General features: G+C 62.2%; 23 protein-coding genes. 12 read left to right on the plus strand and 11 right to left on the minus strand.

What is annotated here, in order from left to right:
- The first annotated feature begins 948 nt into the window (after nt 1-948).
- The 5 genes from HDC35_RS18645 to HDC35_RS19515 all read left to right on the plus strand — a co-directional run bounded on the left by HDC35_RS18645 (nt 949) and on the right by HDC35_RS19515 (nt 3197).
- Nucleotides 949-1206: a hypothetical protein gene (locus HDC35_RS18645; RefSeq protein ID WP_184648900.1), complete on the plus strand. Its 258-nt coding sequence runs from the start codon at nt 949-951 to the stop codon at nt 1204-1206.
- A gap of 92 nt (nt 1207-1298) precedes the next feature.
- On the plus strand, nt 1299-1820 hold the full coding sequence (locus HDC35_RS18650) for a hypothetical protein (protein WP_184648901.1): 522 nt from the start codon (nt 1299-1301) through the stop codon (nt 1818-1820).
- A gap of 69 nt (nt 1821-1889) precedes the next feature.
- Nucleotides 1890-2060, plus strand: a complete 171-nt coding sequence (locus tag HDC35_RS18655; RefSeq protein ID WP_184648902.1) for a hypothetical protein — start codon at nt 1890-1892, stop codon at nt 2058-2060.
- Nucleotides 2061-2200: 140 nt separating this feature from the next.
- Nucleotides 2201-2776 (plus strand): hypothetical protein, encoded by a 576-nt coding sequence (locus tag HDC35_RS18660; RefSeq protein ID WP_184648903.1) that lies wholly within the window; start codon nt 2201-2203, stop codon nt 2774-2776.
- Entirely contained in the window at nt 2769-3197 is a 429-nt protein-coding gene (locus tag HDC35_RS19515; RefSeq protein ID WP_221438343.1) for a hypothetical protein, read from the plus strand. Before HDC35_RS18660 ends, HDC35_RS19515 begins: the two co-directional genes overlap by 8 nt.
- 207 nt (nt 3198-3404) lie before the next feature.
- Here HDC35_RS19515 and HDC35_RS18670 read toward each other — a convergent pair whose 3' ends face one another.
- From HDC35_RS18670 to HDC35_RS18685, 4 genes are all read right to left on the minus strand, one after another.
- Nucleotides 3405-3755 carry a tyrosine-type recombinase/integrase gene (locus tag HDC35_RS18670; protein WP_184648904.1) on the minus strand — a complete coding sequence of 117 codons (351 nt, stop codon included), beginning with the start codon at nt 3753-3755 and terminating at the stop codon, nt 3405-3407.
- A gap of 303 nt (nt 3756-4058) precedes the next feature.
- On the minus strand, nt 4059-4931 hold the full coding sequence (locus HDC35_RS18675) for a PHP domain-containing protein (protein WP_184648905.1): 873 nt from the start codon (nt 4929-4931) through the stop codon (nt 4059-4061).
- Nucleotides 4928-5512 carry a hypothetical protein gene (locus tag HDC35_RS19990; RefSeq protein ID WP_409437962.1) on the minus strand — a complete coding sequence of 195 codons (585 nt, stop codon included), beginning with the start codon at nt 5510-5512 and terminating at the stop codon, nt 4928-4930. Before HDC35_RS19990 ends, HDC35_RS18675 begins: the two co-directional genes overlap by 4 nt.
- Nucleotides 5421-6203: an ImuA family protein gene (locus HDC35_RS18685; RefSeq protein WP_184648906.1), complete on the minus strand. Its 783-nt coding sequence runs from the start codon at nt 6201-6203 to the stop codon at nt 5421-5423. The genes HDC35_RS19990 and HDC35_RS18685 overlap by 92 nt, the downstream gene beginning before the upstream one ends.
- Nucleotides 6204-6333: 130 nt before the next feature.
- On the opposite strand from HDC35_RS18685, the gene HDC35_RS18690 reads away from it, so the two are divergent.
- Both HDC35_RS18690 and HDC35_RS18695 read left to right on the plus strand, forming a co-directional pair.
- The gene (locus HDC35_RS18690; RefSeq protein WP_184648907.1) at nt 6334-6954 is read left to right on the plus strand and encodes a TIGR02281 family clan AA aspartic protease; all 621 of its coding nucleotides are present in this window, start codon (nt 6334-6336) and stop codon (nt 6952-6954) included.
- Between the two features lie 259 nt (nt 6955-7213).
- Nucleotides 7214-7390 carry a hypothetical protein gene (locus HDC35_RS18695; protein ID WP_184648908.1) on the plus strand — a complete coding sequence of 59 codons (177 nt, stop codon included), beginning with the start codon at nt 7214-7216 and terminating at the stop codon, nt 7388-7390.
- Between the two features lie 50 nt (nt 7391-7440).
- Here HDC35_RS18695 and HDC35_RS18700 read toward each other — a convergent pair whose 3' ends face one another.
- Both HDC35_RS18700 and HDC35_RS18705 read right to left on the minus strand, forming a co-directional pair.
- Entirely contained in the window at nt 7441-7887 is a 447-nt protein-coding gene (locus HDC35_RS18700) for a DUF1810 domain-containing protein (protein WP_184648909.1), read from the minus strand.
- On the minus strand, nt 7884-8501 hold the full coding sequence (locus tag HDC35_RS18705) for an SOS response-associated peptidase (RefSeq protein WP_184648910.1): 618 nt from the start codon (nt 8499-8501) through the stop codon (nt 7884-7886). Before HDC35_RS18705 ends, HDC35_RS18700 begins: the two co-directional genes overlap by 4 nt.
- Nucleotides 8502-8556: 55 nt before the next feature.
- Between HDC35_RS18705 and HDC35_RS18710 the strand changes: the two genes are divergently transcribed.
- Both HDC35_RS18710 and HDC35_RS18715 read left to right on the plus strand, forming a co-directional pair.
- Nucleotides 8557-9069: an SOS response-associated peptidase family protein gene (locus tag HDC35_RS18710; protein ID WP_260397843.1), complete on the plus strand. Its 513-nt coding sequence runs from the start codon at nt 8557-8559 to the stop codon at nt 9067-9069.
- Nucleotides 9066-9647 carry an alpha-ketoglutarate-dependent dioxygenase AlkB gene (locus HDC35_RS18715; protein ID WP_184648911.1) on the plus strand — a complete coding sequence of 194 codons (582 nt, stop codon included), beginning with the start codon at nt 9066-9068 and terminating at the stop codon, nt 9645-9647. Before HDC35_RS18710 ends, HDC35_RS18715 begins: the two co-directional genes overlap by 4 nt.
- 147 nt (nt 9648-9794) lie before the next feature.
- Here HDC35_RS18715 and HDC35_RS18720 read toward each other — a convergent pair whose 3' ends face one another.
- The 3 genes from HDC35_RS18720 to HDC35_RS18730 all read right to left on the minus strand — a co-directional run bounded on the left by HDC35_RS18720 (nt 9795) and on the right by HDC35_RS18730 (nt 13423).
- A complete protein-coding gene (locus HDC35_RS18720) occupies nt 9795-10730 on the minus strand; it encodes an RES family NAD+ phosphorylase (RefSeq protein WP_221438344.1) in 936 nt (311 codons plus the stop codon).
- Nucleotides 10731-11039: 309 nt separating this feature from the next.
- Complete coding sequence (locus HDC35_RS18725) at nt 11040-12224, minus strand: TIR domain-containing protein (protein ID WP_184648912.1); 1185 nt, start codon at nt 12222-12224, stop codon at nt 11040-11042.
- An 83-nt stretch (nt 12225-12307) separates the two neighbouring features.
- On the minus strand, nt 12308-13423 hold the full coding sequence (locus HDC35_RS18730) for a helix-turn-helix domain-containing protein (protein WP_184648913.1): 1116 nt from the start codon (nt 13421-13423) through the stop codon (nt 12308-12310).
- Nucleotides 13424-13616: 193 nt separating this feature from the next.
- Between HDC35_RS18730 and HDC35_RS18735 the strand changes: the two genes are divergently transcribed.
- Entirely contained in the window at nt 13617-15758 is a 2142-nt protein-coding gene (locus HDC35_RS18735; RefSeq protein WP_184648914.1) for a hypothetical protein, read from the plus strand.
- Between the two features lie 45 nt (nt 15759-15803).
- Nucleotides 15804-18044 carry a hypothetical protein gene (locus HDC35_RS18740; protein WP_184648915.1) on the plus strand — a complete coding sequence of 747 codons (2241 nt, stop codon included), beginning with the start codon at nt 15804-15806 and terminating at the stop codon, nt 18042-18044.
- 44 nt (nt 18045-18088) lie between these two features.
- On the opposite strand, the gene HDC35_RS18745 is transcribed toward HDC35_RS18740, so the two are convergent.
- Together HDC35_RS18745 and HDC35_RS18750 are read right to left on the minus strand one after the other, a co-directional pair.
- Entirely contained in the window at nt 18089-18748 is a 660-nt protein-coding gene (locus tag HDC35_RS18745) for a hypothetical protein (RefSeq protein WP_184648916.1), read from the minus strand.
- A gap of 15 nt (nt 18749-18763) precedes the next feature.
- Nucleotides 18764-18916, minus strand: coding sequence for a hypothetical protein (locus tag HDC35_RS18750; protein WP_184648917.1), 153 nt, complete (start codon nt 18914-18916; stop codon nt 18764-18766).
- 121 nt (nt 18917-19037) lie between these two features.
- Between HDC35_RS18750 and HDC35_RS18755 the strand changes: the two genes are divergently transcribed.
- Entirely contained in the window at nt 19038-20330 is a 1293-nt protein-coding gene (locus HDC35_RS18755) for a helix-turn-helix domain-containing protein (protein WP_260397847.1), read from the plus strand.
- Nucleotides 20331-20334: the final 4 nt, after the last annotated feature.

The following is a 20334-nucleotide window of genomic DNA, read 5'->3' on the forward strand; positions in this document are numbered from 1 at the left end:
CACCCGCTATGACAAAACCCTGCTCTCGTTCGAGAGCTTCCTCAACCTCGCCGCAACGCGCCTATGGCTGAAGTCTTTTGTCAACACGACCTAGGGTCTGAGCGGCTAGTTCATCAGCACAATGATCAGTCGTATTACATTACCAGCCGAGGTGAACAGGCTTTGGGTCACTGGCTGCTGAAGCAGTAGCAAGTCGTCAGATAGATTTTCGATTTCCACTGACGTTAATTCTTACGCTAGCACTCCAGCCTGATCATAACTCCCTGTAAAAGTGGTCGTTTATACTCAAGCGTATGGCTGAGCCACTAATTTGCCACACGATATATATGTTATCTTACAGGGACTTATACTAACTAAGCTGGCACCGCTTTTATCTCGCCGTCCCAAATTCGCCCTTTCCGTTCCCGTGCTAGACACCAAAATTCATCGACCGCAAATGTCAGCGAACGGCCGGAGGTGGCCGGTGGGTCTCCAGGATCGAGACCCTATTTCCAGACATAGATTTTTGGACGAGTTTTGAGATGTGGCGCGCTGCGGCGTCTGATTTTTAAGGCCTGTACGCGGATGTGTCGTGGAAAGCAGCGTTTTTAGGACTGCTGAATCCCGCACCAGCGAGATGTTAACCGAATATGCGCTCAGTCGATGTATATCGGCAAGCAGCGTGATGTACTCAAAGAGAAGGCTGGATGGTTGCGAAGTCGGGATTCAGATTCGGGTGGGTGCCTTTAATTATTCCGCTCGTTGGCTTCGGCCTCGGAGCGGAAGCCCCGCTTCTTGTGGAGAAGCATTCACGCAAAGGAGCAGGTCAAGGTAGGCGGGATGTTAGCCGACCCATCCGCCCGGTGTTTCTAGAAAATTCAGAGGCGAGTGATACCAAGGTCGGTGCGGCTCTGATGCGCTTCGCTCACGTGCTGGCGCATTCCGCTTTTCTGGGTGGGAGATGGCGGGATGAGTGACTATGATGCAGAAATTTTACGATATATCGCAATAATAATATTTTCTTGCACGATATCTTCATTAGTAAATCAAAAGCTTGGCATTATCGTAAGCATATTTATATGCGTTCTCTCATTTATTTCCGGCATGCTATTTTTTATAGCGGGCGCCGGAAGTTTTTTATTTAACGCATTCGTAACCTTGCCGATATCCGCTTGGGTTGGACTTGGCGCTGGTCACATTTTGCGTAAAATTGGTCGCACAAATTGATGCTTATGGCCAGGACCCAAGGCGGCCCTATGCACGTGTAAAGAAGCAGCCGTCGCAGGATTTTCCATTCTCATGCAGCGAGCACCATTCGCATGAAATTGTTGTTTATCCTTATTGCGGTGGCTGGACTGACGGGTTGTGCCCCTCAGCCGGTGTTGGAAAGCGAAAAGGCGGCTCAAGATAGGGCTAAAAAAAGAGCCAAGGATGTTGAGTTATGGGCATCTTATGAACGACAGCGACTCGCACTTACGCATGACCGCCAAGGGTGTCAGGGGTACGTTCTGCGAGATCAGGAACTAAAAAACGCAATTGTGGGCAAGCGAATGAAGCCCCCGGTGGAACACATCCCATTAGACGGGGCCACTGCCGCGCGAACGTATTCCGCGAATGGCGAGCTTCTGCGACATGGCTGGCAAGGAATTCCGATTATCGCAAAATACTGGATAGATGGCGACAAACTATGTTTCGAGAATGCCGATGGGAGAGGCTGCTCGCGATTGATCGTCACTCCAAATGGGGATTTGAACGAGGAAATCCTCGACGACCGAGATCCGAAGGCTTTTCGTCTAGTCTGCGCCCCCATGGTGCTTGAAAAGGTTGAAACCGCACGGTGACGACGTTCCGATAAATGGCCGTTTCCGGGATTTGTCGAGGCAGCGCATAGCGCCTTACCGCGCCCTTTCGTGGCGTGGCTACTTCCGCAGCCCCATTTCGCGCTGTTTCTGTTCCATCCGCTCGACCTCTCGTTCGACGACTTCACGGATGAACGCAGCGCGACGTTGCTTCCCGACGAGGTTGTCGATCCGTTCGCCCATTCCTTCCGGGAGTCGAACTACGGTGGATTTCACTTTTAGTGGAGGCCTTCCCATAGGATCGACCTAACCGGACCAACCAGTCGCGCAATCACAACCCTAATAACAGATATCGCTTATTGCTTTGCCGGGGGTGGTGACGTATATCCGATATCGGTTATAGTTGTATTGCGAGATACCTGATGGTTGCCAAAGGCCGAACCGAGATAATCCAAAAGCTCTCGCGGCGGGAGGCGCTCGCAGCTGCCACCCTTCTTTCCGGTGCTATCTCAAACTTTGCATCGCCGCCACCGAGCCGGGCGACCCCAAACGTCTTCCGAACACCAGAAGGCCGGATTCTTAGCAGGTGTCGCTATCGCAACGCCGAGAGCTTCTTTGTGGCGATTGAGGAATCCCGTTTCACTGATGCGGCCGACCTCCTCTACTACACGGGCATCGTGGCGCAGTTGGCGCTAAGCTCGCATCTGCTGGACGTCGGCTTCGACGATCAATGGTGCGCCCGGAACATCGGCCTGCACATCAGCAGGGCGCTGGCACACGCCAACGCGACTGGCCTCAACTACCAGTCCCCGAAGCTGGACCGGCTGGCCCCGGCGCTGTCGCCTTACAGCGTCTGGCGCAATCCGGACCTCGACGGATCGCGTCCACCTGTCCCCGCGTCGTTGCCAGAGATTCCTCCGCTGCTCCGAGTTTTGCTCGATCATGTGCGAGGGGTAACGGGACATGCTCGCCACCGTCGGGGGAAAGCACATGGCTGACGAAAGCCTCGCCGCCCGCTTCGCGCGCACGATCCGAGCTTTGCTGGTTCCGCCGCCCTCCGTTTCTGATTTCGAAGAGCATCCCGATCCGCTGATTGCGCGACTGGAGTGGGCCATTGCTTGTCTGCCTGAGCAGACCCGCGAGGTGTTCTGGAACGGATCGTTGCCACCGATCGGCTACCGCGTCGTCGCAGCCGAGCAGCGCGGCGCGAAGGTCAAAAAGCGGTTGGAGATAGACCCCTTCCATGCGGAGACCGTGCGGACCATCTTCCGGCTCGCCCTAGAGGGGGACGGCGTATCAGGCTCGATGGGGGTCAAGGCTATCGCCGCGAACACGTCCGCGCGCTTGCGCAGCGCGTGGAGGTCGATGTGGGAGAGGTTCGGATTCTCGGCTCGAAAAGCAATCTACTGCAAGCGCTGATCGCAGGGGCCGCCGAAACAAAGCCGGGCGCCGTGCCCAGCTTTGTTCCGAAGTGGTGCACCCGACAGGATTCGAACCTGTGGCCCCCAGATTAGGAAGCTTGGGGCACAGCTCGCTTTTCTGCCAAAAAATGACCCGTTGTTCCATGTTTGTTGCATGAAAACTCACGGCCGTAAGATAAACCTGTCAAACAGCTTGCCTAAATGATCATGCGAGAAGCGCTTCTTGCACGGCCGCGATCAACGCCACGTCACTCTCGGGGTCTTCGATCAAATGCCCATAGGTATCGATCGTCAGCTCGATATTCTCGTGACCGATCCAGACCTGAAGACGCTTGATGTCGATACGTTGCTTGATCCACGCGCTAGCCGCGGCGTGCCGCAGGGCATGCAGCGCGTAGCGAGGCTTCAGGACCGGATAGCCTTTGGCATCGAGTACCGGCTTCCCTGCGACGATTTGCGGATCGCAGACGCCTGCCTTGATCTGGAGCGGGAAAAATATCCTCTTAAGGAGATGGCCGTAATCCTGAACGCCGCCAACGACATTGGGGAAGACCAATCCTAGTTCACCCTTGAGGGTATCAGGAGGGGCGGCATCATTTTATCCGCGTGCACGCGTACCCGCATGTCGTTGCGCAGTCTGCACCGAGCAGGATGCCCCCAAACACTGCACCATAACCCGCACGCCCGCTCGGAAATCCCATGGGCCGCAACAAAAAGGACCGGCAGCCGTGAGGCGTGCCGGTCCCAGGTACTACAAGGAATCGCGGGTCGCTGCGATTCAACAGAGCGAAGTTAAGAGCGTCGTCCCCCTGTCGAATCGATAGACGCGCGCACCTCCGAAATGAGGAGGGACAAATCGTCATTCCTCGCGAAAAACATTTCCGCGCGGCGCCGCTCGCGCCGACGCCGCCAGCGGAAACAGGCCATGCGGCGCCCTGCGGTCTTCGGCATGGGCGTCCGCCGTGTCGCCACCTTCGATCGCGGGCTTCGGCCGCGTGTCGGCGCGGTCGGCCGCGACATTCGGCGCCGCCGTATCGCTCTTGCTCGCGGCCTTCGGCGTCGCGCGCGTCGGTGCGGCAGACGGCCGCGCCGCGCCGAGGAACAGGCCAGCCTCCTGCCATCGCGGCGTGGCCGATCGCGCATCGTCGCCCCGCGCCATCGGCGCCGGCGCACGTCCCGACATCGCGACGCTCCGCACGCCCATGTCGCGCGCGAGCGTATCGAGCGCCCGCAGCCGCGCGAAATCGCCGGGCCGACGCCGGAGCGACAGTGCGAGATAGGCGTCGCGCCCGAAGCTTTCGCTGAGGTCGCCAAGGTCAAGACGGGTCCGCTCCTCGGCGTCATCGGGAAGCAGCACCGCGACCAGCCCCTGGCTCCATGCCACGACATCGGGCCAGTCGAGCCAGCAATTGCCTTTGCCGCCGCGCGCTTTGCCAAGCGACAGCAGCCGGGTCAGCCGTGACCAGGCGGCGCGATCCTTCGGATAGAGCAGGAGCGAGCGGCCATCGCGGAGGTCAACACGCGATCCCGGAATGAGCCGCACCCCAGTCGCGTCCTGCCCCGAAAGCCCGCGCACCATGCCCGCGACGCTGCCGCGATCGCAGAGGCCAAGCGCCGAGTGCCCAAGCAATGCGGCAGCCGCGAACAATTCCTCGGGCGCCGACGCGCCGCGCAGGAAGGAGAAATGGCTCGTGACCTGAAGCTCGACGTAGGTTGTGACGGGGGTCGTCATCCGAACACCCCATGGATGTACCAGCTGAGGTCGCCCGTCGCCGCTTCGACCGCATCGCCGCGCCGAAACAGCCAGAAGCGCTCGCCGCTCGTCGTCTCGACCTGAAAATAATCGCGCACCGCCCACATCTCGCCGGTTCGCACCCACCATTCGCCATGGATGCGCTCGGGGCCATCGCCGGCGCTGATGGTCGGCCGCGCGCCCCATAGCGGCGGTGACAAGATTGCGGCGCCTGTCGGCGCGCTGCCGTCGTCGCTCCGCCGGGTGCGAAACACCGGCGCTGCATGCTCGCTACGCCGCCCAAGCTCGCGCATCGGCGGCCGCTGGTGCGCCGGCAGCGCGTCGATCGCGTCCTGGTCGGGCCGCGCGTGCGCCGCCGTTTCCTGAGCCCATCGCGCGCCCGGCCGCCAGCCGCCGCCCTTGGGCACCGAGCAGGCTCCGGGATTGTCGTCGACGGGTTCGGGCAAGCGCGGCGCGAGCCGCGCGGGCTCAGGCGGCGTGCCCGAGTGCGAGATCGGCGCCGCCCGCCGCAACCGCTCGATCGCGAGTTGTGGCAGGAAGAGCGAGGCGACCCTGGTCATCGCACGCCTCCAGTTCGAGGGAGAAAGGCGGCCCGCCGCGCTGCCGGACAAGCTCGACCGACCAGCGCCCGCGCCCGACGCCCGGCATCGACAAGGGCGTCGAGGCGAGACTGCCGATCCGCCAGCGCGTGCAAGCCAGCGAGAGATCCGTGAGGGGGCATTGGCCGTAGCGCCGGTATCGGCGGTAAAGCAGCATCGGCGTCTTGCCTTCGGATGCGGCAAGTTGCAGCCGCCGCGTTGCGGTCTGGTCGGCGGCTTTCAATTCAGCGACGACACAGGCGAGCGCCCCGTCGCGCAGCGCATCCTCGCACATGGCGAGAAGTTCGCGATCGTTGGCCCCTTGAGCATAGAATATGCGGTCCGACCCCAGCCCCGCCTGTTCGAGCCCCGGCGCGTATAGATCGAAGCGCGTGAGCGCCCAGAGCACGGACAGCCCCGGGCTCGCAAAGCGCGCCGCGATTCCCGCCGCGAACAAGGTCGCGGCCGCATCATCGCTCCAGTTCGCCGAGGCAGCCGCAACCTCGTGCAGAGCCGCGCCATCCAGCCCGCCGCCGGCGAGCAGATGATCGAGCGGTCCGACCCCGAACGGCAGCACCGGCCCACGCGCAGCGTCGACGCGCGCCACCGTCTCGCGAAGCGCTTGCAGCTCTTCGGCGCTGGGCCGGGGCTGGGAAAATGGCGGAGCGGTCATAGGATCATCGACTCAAATGTTCTCTATATGTTCCATCCTCAACCAACGCGCGTCAAGCGACGTGCGGCGAGTGGCTGTGGATCATTCAGTGACGCGACACCTTCGCCGCTGTAATCGGGCGGATAAATTCATGCCGGTCACCACCGATCTTTCCTGGAACGAGCTCGCGATCTACGCCGTCGGCGCTGCGCTGATTCTCGTCATCCTGTTCAAGATTCCCTATGTGGGCCGGGTCTTTCGCGCGCTCTTTTCCTTCGCGCTGCTCGCCTTCGGCATCTTCCTCGTGCTTCAGCAGGCGCCGTTCGATCCCAACCTTTCGCGAATCACGGCGAGTCTCGGACTCGACGCCCAAGAGGTCGTCGGCGATGAAGTCCGCATCCCGATGAGCCCCGACGGGCATTTCTGGGCGAAGGTCAGGGTCAACGGCGCCGAGCGGCGCATGCTCGTCGACAGCGGCGCCACGGTGACCGCGCTGTCGAAGGCGACGGCCGATGCCGCGGGCGTGAAAGCCGATGCGACGCTCGTGCCGCTCCTCATGAAAACCGCCAACGGCACGGTGCGTGCCGACGCCGGCACCGTCGATCGGCTCGCCATCGGGGGCATCGAGGCGAAAAAGCTCAAGGTCGTCATCGCGCCGGGGCTCGGTGACACCGATGTGCTCGGCATGAACTTCCTGTCGGAGCTTCAGTCGTGGCGCGTCCAGGGTCGCACACTGATCCTCACCCCGAAAGCGGCTCAAGCGGTCCGCTGACGCGATTTGCGGTCGTGATCGGGATGGGGCGCCTTCGTGCGCCGCGAGGATCTCCGGGGGACCAGAAACCAGCCTCGCGGCGCCACGATAAGCATCGCACATGGCAGCGGCAGACCGAAGATCTCCGCATATCCCGTGCGGGCGAGAAACCCCGGAAAACTGCAAAAGTTGCGCGCAAAACCGAAGATAAATTTGCGCTTTGCCGGGCAACTTCCGTTCCCCTGACCGGTTTTTCCACCATCAACCGACGGAGATGAACATGAGCATTGAAGGCAAAGCAAAAGAGGCCGCCGGCTATGTGAAGGAAGAGCTCAACGAGAAGGGCGATTCCGCCGAAGCCAAGCGCAAGGCGCAGGAAGGCCGCGACCTTCGCAACGAAGGCCGCATCGAGGACGGCAAGCCGCCGAAGCCGGGCACTCCCGGCACCGGAAACTAAGATCCCCATCCCAGCCATGGGAAACTAGGACCCGCTTCGGCGGGTCCTTTTTATTCGGCCGAAGCCGCCGTGACCTCTAAGCCCAGTCGCTTCAACGTCTTGTCATCGCGCGCGCCCGTGAACCAGCGCATGAGCGCGGCCGCGAACAGGGGCCGTTCGCCCGCTGCTTCGAATAAGGTCAGCGAAGAACGCAGCTTCATCGCCTCGACTTCGCCGAACACGGCCACCGGATCGCTCGCGGTCAGATCCTGCAGAGCCTCGACGCATTCGAGATAGCGCGCGCCAAGGATAGGGTGCGCGAGATAGGCGCGTGCTTCGTCCAGCCCGGCAACGGCGTAGCGCTGCGCCATTGCGCTGCGCCCGAGCCCCGCGAGCTGCGGAAATATATACCACATCCAGTGCGAGCGCTTGGCACCGCGCCGGATCTCGTCGAGCGCGCGCGGCCAGACCTGCGCCTGCGCATTGACGAAACGGTCGAGGTCAAAATCATCCGTCATAGTGCCAGAGCGCCCTGTGCCGGGGGTTTGCCGAAGACCTGCGTTGGCACGAGACGGCCTTCGGGCAGCCATTTGAGGACATCGGAAGCCGGAACGCGCGGATCGAGCCACGCTGCCCATTGATCGCGCGCGAGCGGGATTATCTGGCGGTGATGATAGGGGGCGATGTCGGGGCCGGCGTCCATCGTCAGCAAGGTAAACGCCTCGCCATCCGGATATTCGCGCCAGATTCCCGCCATGCAGAACCAGCGATGATCCTTCATCGTGAAAAGCCATTTATCGAGGCGCTTCTGAGCCTTGTCGGTCGGGTCGGTGAATTCATAGAAGCCGTCGCACAGCACCAGACAGCGGTGCGATGCAAATTCTCGCTTTTCGGAGCGATAATTATACACCGGCTTACCCGTCGGTCCGGGCCAGCTCCACCGCCGGTTGACGAGTTCGCCGAGTGCCGCCCCTTCACTGCTCCGCACGATCGGCGCCATGTCGGTGATCTTGATGTCTTCGCGCGCTTCGACGTTCGGCACGCCCTCGGGCATGGCGATGTTGATCTCGAGATCCTCGAAATCTTCCGCAATCGACGCAATATCGACCTCGAGCCTGTAGTCATTGCACATCGCCGGCCTTTCCTCGGGTCTTGCGACTCATCTTCGTTCCCATTATGTTCCACATATGACGGTCGCGCCAACCCCTTTCGATCCCGAAGCCCCCGGCGGCGGTGTCGAGGCGCTCGTTCGCCGCAAGCCGGATGATATGAGCAAGACCGAAATGGTCAAAGCCGTTTGGGGTTCCGATCCACGCTTCTCGGACGGCATCAACTATCGCTTCGTCCGCACCGAAGGCCGCGCCTTTCCTGCGCGGCGCTGCCTGATCCCGGCCTCCGAATTTCGCATGGGGACTGGCGATCATCGCTACCGCGTGACGCTCGACAGCGGCAATTTCTTCTACCTCGCGGCAATCTGGGACCCGCCCTGCGCCGACTGGCCGCTCTCCTACCGTATCCTCACCATCCCCGCCGGCGCCGACGTGATCCCCTATCAGTCGCGGCACGGCGTCATCATCGAGCGGCGCAATGTCATGCACTGGCTCGACGGCACGCTGCCAAACGAGGACCTGTTCGCCGAGCCCCCGAAGCACAGCCTGTTCGTCGAGCCGCTTCGTAAGCAGGCGGTGCTGCCGCTGTGACGCTCCGCGTCGCTCGTTGCCAGCGCCAGACCGACCTGTTCGGCCCGCCGCTGCTTCCCGGCCTCGCTTATGCCGAGGCGATCGTCGATCTCGTCGAGGAAGCCGCGCTGATCGCGCATATCGAGGCTGCCGGCCTCACTCCGTTCCAGTTTCAGCAGTGGGAAGGCAAACGGCTCACGCGCTCGTTCGGCTGGACCTATGATTTCCAGACCGGGCGTTTCGCGCCGGGCGATGCAATGCCCTTATGGCTCGATCCCTTGCGCGCCCGCGCCGCTGCCTTCGCGGGCATCGACGCCAATGCGCTCGAACAGGCGCTGCTCATCGATTATGGCCCCGGTGCGGGGATCGGCTGGCACAAGGATCGGCCGGTGTTCGAGCATGTCATCGGCATTTCGCTCGGCGCGCCGGCGGCGATGCGCTTCCGCCGACGCATTGAAAAGGGCTTCGAGCGCGCGAGCGCCGATCTCGCGGCGCGGTCGATCTATCATATGTCCGGCGAGGTGCGCGACGACTGGGAGCACAGCATATTACCGATCGCGGCGCGCCGCTGGTCGGTCACCTTTCGCAGCCTGCGTTGAGCACGACCTTGCGGCCGATCGATCACCGGCGCTAGGGAGCGTGATGCTGTCCCGCCTGCCCGCGCGGCTCTCCGCGCTCTCGCTCCTCGCCGCCTGCGTTCCGGCCCATTTATCCCGGATATTGCCAATTGGGTTATCACCGCTTCATCAGCTTTGGTCCGGCGTCATGACGGGACCGAAAGTCGTCCCGTAAGAGACCCGACTGATCACGAGCCGATTGATCCCGACGACGCGAAGCATTCCGTCGGCGACCGGATGGCCAAACAATGCAAGGTTGCCGATCACCTTGGCTTTCTCATAGCCGCGGGTTTGATGCATGCGGCGCAGCGAGATGCCGAACATCGTTTCGAACGGCATGCCCCCCGTCCGAAGCATGCTGAAATAAGAAGGGTAGATGAGGCCGTCGAAGCCTTTGGCGCGCGCTGAAGCGGCAAGCTCGCGCGTGATCTCGTAGGCATGGCTGCCGGCAAGGAAGAGCATGAGGACCGCGAGATCGAGGCTGTCGAATTCCGTGCCCTCTTCCTCCAATATCTCGGTTAGGTCGACAAGGCGAAGCGTCCGGGTCGGAGCAAGCGTCGCGACATAGAGATCGTCGCCGGCGCTGAAGCGGCATTCATGAACGCAGATTTCGATATCCTGCGACCCGTAGAGGATTGAATTGCCCGGCGAGTCGAGCCGTCCCGAGCCCGAGAATTCGCCCGGCGGCGCATCATACTGGGCTGCATCGGATGGCTCGGCCGGTGCCTTGCGCACCCGGTAGAAAATCTCGCGAGGCGTGATCTCGCGTACCGGATAGGTTCGAAGGATGCGGTTGATCGTCGGCTGGCGACCACGTCTGGTTCGAAGTTTTCGCAGCGGCTCGACCGCTCCGACCATCCAGAGACGCGGCCCGTAGTGAAAGAAACCGAGACCGACGACCCTATGCAGGAGAGCGATGTCGACATTGATTGCACCTTCGACGTCGAGCTCGTTTTCCCGCATATCGTTGAACTGGATGAGCGGCGATGCGCCATAGTCGGCGGCCATGATGCTGCCACGAACGAAGAAGGTCTGGCAGAGGTCGCGGAGCTGTTCTCGGGTCAAGCCATGGGTCGACGTCGCCCCGCACCGAGAACACCGGATACGTTTGCCATGGAAATCGCGCGCCATCATCCGCAACCCATGATCCTGAAAGCATTCGGAACACAGAAGCGCTCCTTGGTCGCCGCGCCAATATGCCTGCAGTTTTCGATAGGTTCGGGAGAATATGGCAAACATGAAGAGCGCTTATCCTTACCGACCTGACAATGATTTGCGGGCCGCGATCTACCCTAGTTTATCTGCGCCAAGGGATGGATCTAATAAACCCCGCCTGACCGGCTGACGCCTGCCTCTCACGTTCGATGCACGATATCAGGCAGACGCCGCGTCGTCCCATGGCGTGTTGCGGTGGGCGGCGCCGAGATATGTCGCATCTAGCAATTGGGCGTAGAGCGGAAGAAGAAGGTCGGCGAGCAGCTCGTAGGCGATCCGGACATGCTGCGGGCCGTAGGCATAAGCCGCCACCTGATAGGGCGGGAAGAAAATATCGAGCCCATCAGCGGCGAACAGGAAATCGGTGAAGTCGTCCCACGTCTCGGTCCCGCTTTCCACCCAGTCGGACGAAAGCGTGTCGCCGTCCATGTCGAGTTCGAGAAGTATCCGGCGAGATTCACTCTGAAGGCATTTAAAGCCGGCATCGGCATCGGCGAAAATGTCTCGAAGCTCGCTGATCCGGGTCACCGGGTCGAGCGTGAAAGCGAAGGTCTGATAATGATGGTTGGGATGGGCGGCCTTCGCGCCGTTCCACCAGATCGAAAAAGCGATGCTGAGGACCCGCCCCCGGATCTGTGGCTCGCCGTAGGAAGCCTCCCAGCTGTTCTGGCGGCTGAATCGGCTTTCGGCGAAGCTGTAGAGGTCAGGCGACTGATCGAACTTGACCGTGCGTTGGGCCATGATCTCACCCTGCAGCCAGCCGCGCAATACATCGGAGATCTCGCCAATCCCCGGATATTCGCTCGAGGTGAAGCGCGGCAGATGATAGCTGACATCATAGCCGGGCAGTCCATCCCATTTGTCCTCGAAGATGCTGTCGGTCCATTGGATATTGGCGTCGGCCTGCACTTGCGCGATTTTAGCTCCGAGGCGCGAGAACTGCTCGTCGATCGCCTCCTTGAGCGCCGTGTCGGCATCCTGACCGTCCAGTCCGACGGTCTGGATGTCCGCGAGCTGGTCAGGAACAGCCACACCGGGCTCGAGCATCACCGGAATCAAATAGATATCATCGACGAGGCGATCTTTGAGCTGCTCTAGCGCGATCTTCACTTCGCGTTGTGCATAGCCGCGTCGATCGACCGAGTGCGAAGATATGAAGACGATGATGATCGTCGCCTTGCGCATCGCGCGCTTGACCTCGACATCCCAGGCTTGGCCGCCCTTCAGGCGAAAGCGGTCCATCCAGACATTGTACCCCGCGGCCTGAAGGGAAGCGTGGAATCCGATGACGGCTTCTCGATCAGGGCTCGCATAGCTGAGGAAAATCAGATTCTCTTCGTTCATGCAGTGAGCCTAGCAGCGGTCGGTCGCTGACCATAGGAAAGGATGCGCTGCCGCCAGTTTCAAAGCGGCGGCGGCAAAGACCTTCATTGGGCCGCATCGATGCCGAAGAGGCGCCAGAATCCGTCAATGAAGGGCTTGAGGGCCTCCTTGTCGAGCCGGTCGTCGATGATTTCGCCAAGAAAAGCGGGATCTTGCCATGCCGGCTCGCTAAGTTCGTGATCGCCGAGGAAAAGGCGCGCGCCCCTGATGCCGGTAAGCGTCGCCATGGCGATCCATGGGCCCTCGATCCCGTGGGCCCGGAGCCGTGTTAGGGTGCTCCGCGCGGCCTCCTCGATCTTCACGACGAAATTGTCCTGCCAGACGTAAGTCGTTCCGTCTTTCTCATGCCCGATCGTCCAGGCATGGTCGATGTAACCGCGGCGATGGTTGATCGAGAACGTTCGGACAGCACCGGACCCGTCATCGACGGGAGAATGAACGATCACGCTGTCGAGACCGATGACGGTGTTGATCGCGCCGGTCATGCGTGGGGGGAACACGACATCGTCGCGTCCGACGGGCAGGCTTCGCGCCTCGCGGAGCACGGAGAGCGGTGCGATCGTCAGAATCGCAGCCGGTTCGCCGCGCAAACGGACAGGCATATCCGCGCCTTCTGCTGCGGCCAGCGCCTGCTTGTGAAGGTCACGAATTTTGCGCGGCGTGTCTTCGGATGCGGCGAAGGCCTGGCGGATTTCGGCGGTACTCATATCGGAATTCGCCCGGTTGGTGCGGCGGTAGAAGCGGCTGCTGCGATCGAAGGTCACGCGGTGCGGCGCGATCAGGCTTGCGCCGACCCGCAGGACAAGCACGACCTTATCGTCGGGCAAATCGACGCGATGGACGCGAAAATCGGGCACGCGCGGATCGACGCAGCTGCGAAGCTGATCTTCGATACGGCGCAAATTCTCGTCGAGATTGTCGCGCGAAATACCGATCACCTCTGCGGCGTCGCCATTGTCGTCCTCGGTTACACCGATCACGAGATCGCCACCGTCGCTGTTGGCGAAGGCAGTGACATCGGCGAGAAAATCACGCACGCCCTTGTGGCTGGCGTCGGGGAGAATTGCCTTGAAATCGAGCGTCCGTCCTTCGCTGCGTTTGAAGCGAACAAGATCCTCGATATCAGAAAGGGTGATGGCTTCGAGCGCGCGGTCGATCATGCGTTATGACATAGCGGCGATGCGCGCGACAGAATAGCTCCGAAAGCCGCCAAATCGAGCAATCCGCGCAACCTTCTGTGCGGAGCAGACCCCGTCGCGAACGGTGCGGTCATCGCCCTGAAACCGCAGCCCGGCGCGGACGCGGACGAGAATGGTTGATTGTCAAAGTCGAGCAAATTCCCGAAGATGCACCATGACTAGCGCCGGGCCGGCATCACCGAATCTAGAAGCTCCTGCGACCGACGCATGTGCGGCCTCCCACCCTCTTCGCTCGCAAGCCGCGTCTGCGGCGATCTACGGCTTTCTCTTTCAGCTGACAGGCTCGCTCGATGCGCTCCTCGGGGCGCATTTCGGCCAAACGGGGAACAAGGTCGATCCCGACACCATCGTCGCGATCATCGAGCCGCGCGCCGGGTCGGACCTGACGATCCAGACGAGCGAACGGCGCGTCGCCTATCAGTTCAAGCATCGCAACACCGCGGTAGGAAGCGGCGACCTCATCAGGAAGGTTTTTCCTGACCTCTATCGCGCACACAGCGATCGCGCGTGCGCGTCCTATGTCCTTCAGACAACGAACGGCCTGAGCAAGCCGGCAGCGGCGCTTGCGCGCCGCTTGGTCGAAATGGCGCGGAACGGTCCGCAGCCAGGATGGCTCGACGATCCCGACATGGCTGCCATCGCCGCCCGCTGCCGTTCCACCCAGAGCGCCACCGGGGCTTCAAGCGAAGCCTTCGAGAGCGATCTCGCCGCCTTTCTTGGTCGATTCGAGGTTGCTGCGCCGCTTTCGCTGGCCCGTGCCGAGGCCGGCGTTCTGGCATGGCTTCGACAATCAATCGCCTACCCCGAAAAGGCAGCGGACAAGCTCGATCAGCTTGTGGGCCACCTGCTCGGTCGCGCGAAGAATAACGACGCCGCGATATCGGTCGACGAGCTCCGCGCGCGGCTCGGTTTGCCGAGCAGCGGCGACGCGGCCCCCGATACGGTCCGCAATCGCTTGCTCGACGCGCTGCAAGCGTCGCTTGCAAAGCGCGATTACGATCCAGGGCTCGACGTCCGCGCCCCACTCGTGGTGTCCGACGCGCCGATCACGATCATTGTCGGCGCCTCGGGCCAGGGAAAATCCTGGCGTCTTTACCGAACGGCGGCGGCACTGCTTTACGACCGGCGACCGGCGGTACTGGTGCGCGCGTCGTCGCGCGAGGATCTCGAACGCCAGCTACAGCGCATCATTGCCATCGACAGTCTGCAACTTGCCGAACCTGTACAAAAACCCCTGCTCGGCGCGACCTGGCAACGGCTGTGCGAGACCGATGATCGGATAGCGATCCTGTGGGAAGGCTGCCGCAATGCGGCCGATCTCGACGCCATCGACCTCGAAGGCGGGCTGGGCAATGGACTCGCGCTCATCGCCGAATATCCGGTAGGCGTGGCCGCGGACGACAAAAGCGCACCGTTTCCAAGCCACAAGGTCGGGGACTTTACGCCGATCGAGCTGTTCCAGGCGCTCGAGCGGCGCGGCGTCGATGCGGGACTTGTTCCGCGCACGATTCGCGCGATGCTCCATCGACCCGTTTTGTGCGGTATTTATTCGCGGCTCGCGCTCGAGATGCCCGGCTGGAATCCGCAAAATGAATATCGCGTGCTCGAAGCCTTCTGGGCGCGCGCACGAGACCGAGCGGGAGCAATTTCGACTGTCCGCATGAAGGCGCTCGCGCGTCTGCTCGTGGAGACGCGGCGGTCCTATGCCTCCGACGAGGAAATGGCTGTGCTTGGCTTCACGACTGCCGAGCTCGAGGAGCTGTTCGCTGCGGGTTGGCTGTCGAACCTCGGGACGCGCTGGAGTTTCGCGCATGATCGGCTCCTGACCTGGGCGATCTCCGAAGCGTTGGCCGTTGATTTCACACAGCGGGTGCGCAGCGCCGCAGACCTGATCGACATCGTCAAGATACTGAACGCAGAGCGCGCGAAAGCGTCGGATACGCTCGCCGGCCTAGGCTTCCTGCTTATGGACATGGTGTGGCAAATTAGCGGCGACGCAGCGCGCGCCGATGAAGTTGCCGTGTTTCTGGCGGGCTTCGAGGATGAAGAATCGTCGGGGCCGTGGGAACTATATCGCTCGCTGTTGCCGACAATCGGACCACGGATCGTCCCTTCTCTCGTCGCGCGCATCAAACGCCTCGGGGCCGACGATGGCCATATGGCCATTCACATTGTCGCAGCGCTCGACCAAGTTGCGCGTGATGATCTCGTCGGGCGCAACACCTTGCTCGACGAGCTCTGGGCGCATGCAAGCGAGCACAGCATCGACGTCGCGCTCACGCTCGCGAATAACTGACCCTTCCATGCGCAGCGCGACAAGCTGTGGACCGACTATTGCGCGATGTCGGCAGAGCGCGAGAGTGACCGGTTCGATTCGGACCGTTTCGATGCTATGGACGCAGCGCTCCGCACGATCGTCTGCGACAGCCCTGACTGGCTGACCGAACTCATCGAGAGTCAGAGAAGCGCCGACGAATATCGGATCGCGGCCTATTTCCTGAAATCGCTCGATGCCGCGAGCGGGAGCAATATCTGGGCGCGCACCCGCAATCGGCTCTTTGCGGTGATCGCGCCCGATCGGCAGTCGGTCCTCATCGAGTGCATTGGCCGCTTCGGCGACGAAGATGACGCGCCTGTGCTCGCGACCCACGCCCGTTCGGACCATCTTTGGGCGCCAAAGGCGCTCGCCACGTGGGCCGAGATCGATCCCGGGGCAGTGCTGGCCTATCTCGACACCTTTCCATCGCTGGCGCGCACGCCGGCGGGTCGCGGCTGGATCGACCGATTATTCGATTTTGATGCGGCGCGTACAAGGAGCGCGCTTCAGGCGTGGCGCGAAGCCTGCGATCCGACCGGCGGCGCGCTTGCCGCGCTTTTCTCTCGCGCCGAGGACCGCGTTGACGAGGCGCTCGTCGCGCATCTCCTCTCTAAACTGGAGGACCTCATGCGCGCACCCTTCGCCGAAGGCGCGCGCGATCCGTTCGCGTCGCTGGTCAACCTGCTCGGGAGCCTGACCCTTGACCCCCGGCATGATGGCCTGTTTGAGGCCTATCGGGGATCTGAGCTCGCCGCGCGGCTTTGCGCGCGGGCGATCGATCATGTCGACGGCCGCAAAGACGACCGCCAGGTCGCGGTTCGCCGCCTATTGCGGCGAATTGGCGGCGCCGATTATGAGCGACTGCTGCTTCACACGCTTTCACACGACGACCTCGGCAAATCGCGCGCGGGCATTGCGATGAGCATTTTCGCGCCAACCGCGCCCGTCGTTTCCCGGCTCGAAGAATTAACAGCGGTCGGGACGAGCGAAGGCGATGCGATCGAAGTGCGGCTCAGCCTCTGGCGTGTGCTGCTGGCCCTGGATCCCGAGCGCTGGCGTCCCCGGCTGATGGGGTTGACAAAGAGCGAGGCCGAAGAGGACGTCTCTTTCGCGCTTCGGCTGCTTCCCGAATATGAAGAAGCGGGCGATCAGAATGTTCTTCTCGAAAGTTTGCGCGGGCGGGCTCGGGGTAGCACGATGGAGGCGATGCTCATGAACGCCGCGGCGGTCGCGGGTCCAAGCGACCGCGATCTCACCGCCCGGGCGCTGGCGCGGCTAGGGGCTGACGACGACGAGGCCGGTCGGCTTGGCGTGCTCAACACACTCATTAAAGATCAATCGCCCGAACCGCGAGCGATCTTCGATAAGTACCTCGAGCGGCTGGGGACCGCGAAGAGCTGGAAAAGCTATGACTCGCAAGCGCTTGTAGCGCGCCTCGGTCAGGGAGGCGCGAGCGACGCGCTTTGGGCAATAGGCGAACGCGTCGGGGGGCGCGGGTTCTGGTCGGCCGATGATTTTGTCGAGCAGCTCGTCGACAAGGATGAGGCGAAAGCCCTCAACATCCTGCTCGAACGTGCCTTCTCCGAGCCCGATTTCATCACCAACGTACAGCCCGATGCGATCGCTACACTGGCTCGGATCGACAAGGACCGCGCGACGAAGGCCTTTCGCCAAGCCTGGACCAGCTATCCGGATCGTCGGCGCAATATGGCGCGGGCCGTGCGGGCCCTCGACCCGAGCGCGCTCGAGGCCATGGTCGATGTTCTTGGAGAGGATCGACCGGGGACCGGCGACCGTTATGCCTACCGCGCCGCGTGCGTTGAGCTGCGAATCGGTCACGAGACGATCCAGCCCTATTTGCTGGAGCGATATGCAGAGGCGGACGCAGCCCGAAAGGACGCTCTGCTCGAAGCGATCGGCTGGATGCCAGATGGGCCGGGCCTGTTGACCGGGATTCTGGAAACCGAGCGTGACCGGCAGCTTCGGGACAAAGCCTATGAAGTGCGGCGGGTCTGGCTCGACGCAGCGGCGGCGGCCGAACAGTTTCGGCGGCATCCCTCTCTCGTGACGATGGAATTTGCGCTCGATGTCTGCGAACCCGAACCGACCTATATGCGCGAAGATCCGCTACGCATCATCGATCAGATTTCCATCGATCCGCAGCTCACCTATTTTGCCGAGCAGCAACTGGCGCGGCGCCTCAACGAACTGACGAAATCGAACTTTAAGCGTGTGCGGGTCCGGGCTCGGCGACCTGACGCATAGGCTCGCCCGCTAGCCGCAATTTCGTGCCTTCGCTCCAGACGCCATCAAGACCGGTGGATGCGTCCCAGGTGACCGGGCCATCGCTCTTCGGCTTCGGCCTTCAACACCTCCAGATTTTCTTCCTGCCATGATCCGTCATACGGCCTGACCCCAACGAGCAGCTCTTTTCCGCGGCCCACCATCATCGGACCCATCGCTTCCACGTCCTTCGCACGATCCTTGCGGTGAAAATGGACGATCAGCCCGTCGAAGTAGAAACGAAAGATCGGGATCGTGCCCTTGTCCGGATCCGTCACATCCCGTCGCTTGTGCTGCGTGATCGGGCTGAGATTATGGACTTCGCCCCGGCTCGAGAGCTGGAACAGCATGACGGGAAAGAAGGACAAAGGTTCAACGCGGCCGGTGCGCACCATATGCGTCAGGCGGCGGCGTTCGTTCGGAAGCATCCGGATCTCGCGGAACTCGTGCATCTTGCTGACCGTCGCGCGCCAGAGGATGCTGAGAAGAGACAGGCGAAGGCGGTGCTGGTCGATCGTATCGATCTTGCGAAAGCCGATGCCGTCTAAACCCGGTATAAGGAGAATCTCATCCTCGGCTAGCGCCCGGTCCCCTCCCCAACCGGTCCATACGAGCCGGTGGCGGCGCAATTCCTCGATCGCCCAGCTGTCGTAGCGCGCCAATATGTCCTCGCCCGCGCGCGTCACGATATTGGGATCATATCAGCTGTCGCGGCGCCTGCGCGGCGCGTAATCGGGGCCGGCCTGTGCAAAGGGCTGACCCTTTGCAGCAGGAGGTGTAAGCGCCTTGGGAATAATATGCGCCTTCACGAGCGGACCGCTTTCTCCCGTCAGTTTGCAGATGCCGTCGGCCATCGCTGCAATCTAGCAGGGCTGCATGCCGACGAAAATCCCTCGGCCTTACCGGCATACGTTCGCTCGGATACCTATAGGCGAACCGTGCTTTCGCGATCAGCTCAGAGCATCGTTCGTGACGATGGTCGACCGTTTCGGCGGTGCAGTGGATGAGTCGAGAGATAGGAATGGCTTCAGCCTTGCCTATCGCGCGGTCGCGCGCGATGGATCGACGATGAGCGCAAGCGACCCCGCTTCCGAATCACCCGGACCCGACCGTCAAAGTTGGGCCGACGCCGCGCTGTCGGCCGAGCTCGAGGCGGTCGCGGCAGCAAGCGAGAGCGTAAGCGTCGAGTTCAAGGTCGCGATGCCCGATCATGGAGGCAAGCTCGCGAAGGAAATGGCGGCGTTCGCGACCAGTGGGTCGGGCCGAATTTTCGTCGGCATTGACGATGACGGCACAATTGTTGGACTGCCCGATGCACGGAGTGCCGAGGGCCGCCTCAAGCTGCGCGGCCGGATCGAGGGCCTCGCGGCGACGGTCAAGCCGGTAATCCATCCGGCGCTGCGCTTCGCGGCGATCGGCAAGGGCGACGACCTGCGCGTCGTCGCAGTGATCGATGTGCCGAAGGGAGAGGCACCGATCTACTACTCGGGGGATATCGGCTATCTCAGGCAAATGAGCGCGTCGCGCCCGATGACCCCCGACGAGGTGATCGAGCGAATTCGTGCGTGGGACAAGGCGAGCAAGCCGACCGCCGAAAGCCGCTACCTCGGCGATCTCGCCCGGCTGCTTCTAGGCATCGACATGATGCTGCTCGACTATCGCGCGCTCAGTCCGCGCAAGGGCCTGCGCGACCTCAAATCCGAGGCGGGGCACTATGCCGAGCAGGCGCACCGGGTCGCGGCTAGTGCGCCGCAAAGCCATGCCGAGACCGAGCCCTTGCTTTCGGCCCTTGCCGACGAACTTATGACGATCGCGACCGCGCGCTCGGCGATCGGCACGCCGCAGGTCGATCTGCTCGCCGCGATCGACGAGGTTGATCGCTCGGTCCGGCAAATGCGCGCGCGGTGGGTGCCGCCAGAAAAGTTCGGCGACGCGGCAGCTGAAGAGGCAAAAACGGCGGTGCGCGCCGCGGCGAAACAACTCGCCTGGCTGGCCGCGCGTCTCGGCGAACGCCAGCGGGGCACGAAGCTCGGCGAAGCCCCCGCCGAAGTCGCCGAACGCGGACGCGAGATATTGCGCTACGCCTCGCTCGGTGTCGGGCTTGGCGACGAGGAGCGCGTGGCCGATCTGCTTGCGCAAGGGATCGCATTGCGCGCTTTCGCGATGCGCCAGCTCTATCATGATGGCGGCGCATCGCAGCGCCAGTTGATCGCTGACATCCAAATTGCGAGCGAACGGCTGCAGGACTGGATCGCCGATCTCGTCTGAGCAG

This window comes from Sphingopyxis sp. JAI128 (assembly GCF_014207235.1).
GTDB lineage: Bacteria > Pseudomonadota > Alphaproteobacteria > Sphingomonadales > Sphingomonadaceae > Sphingopyxis.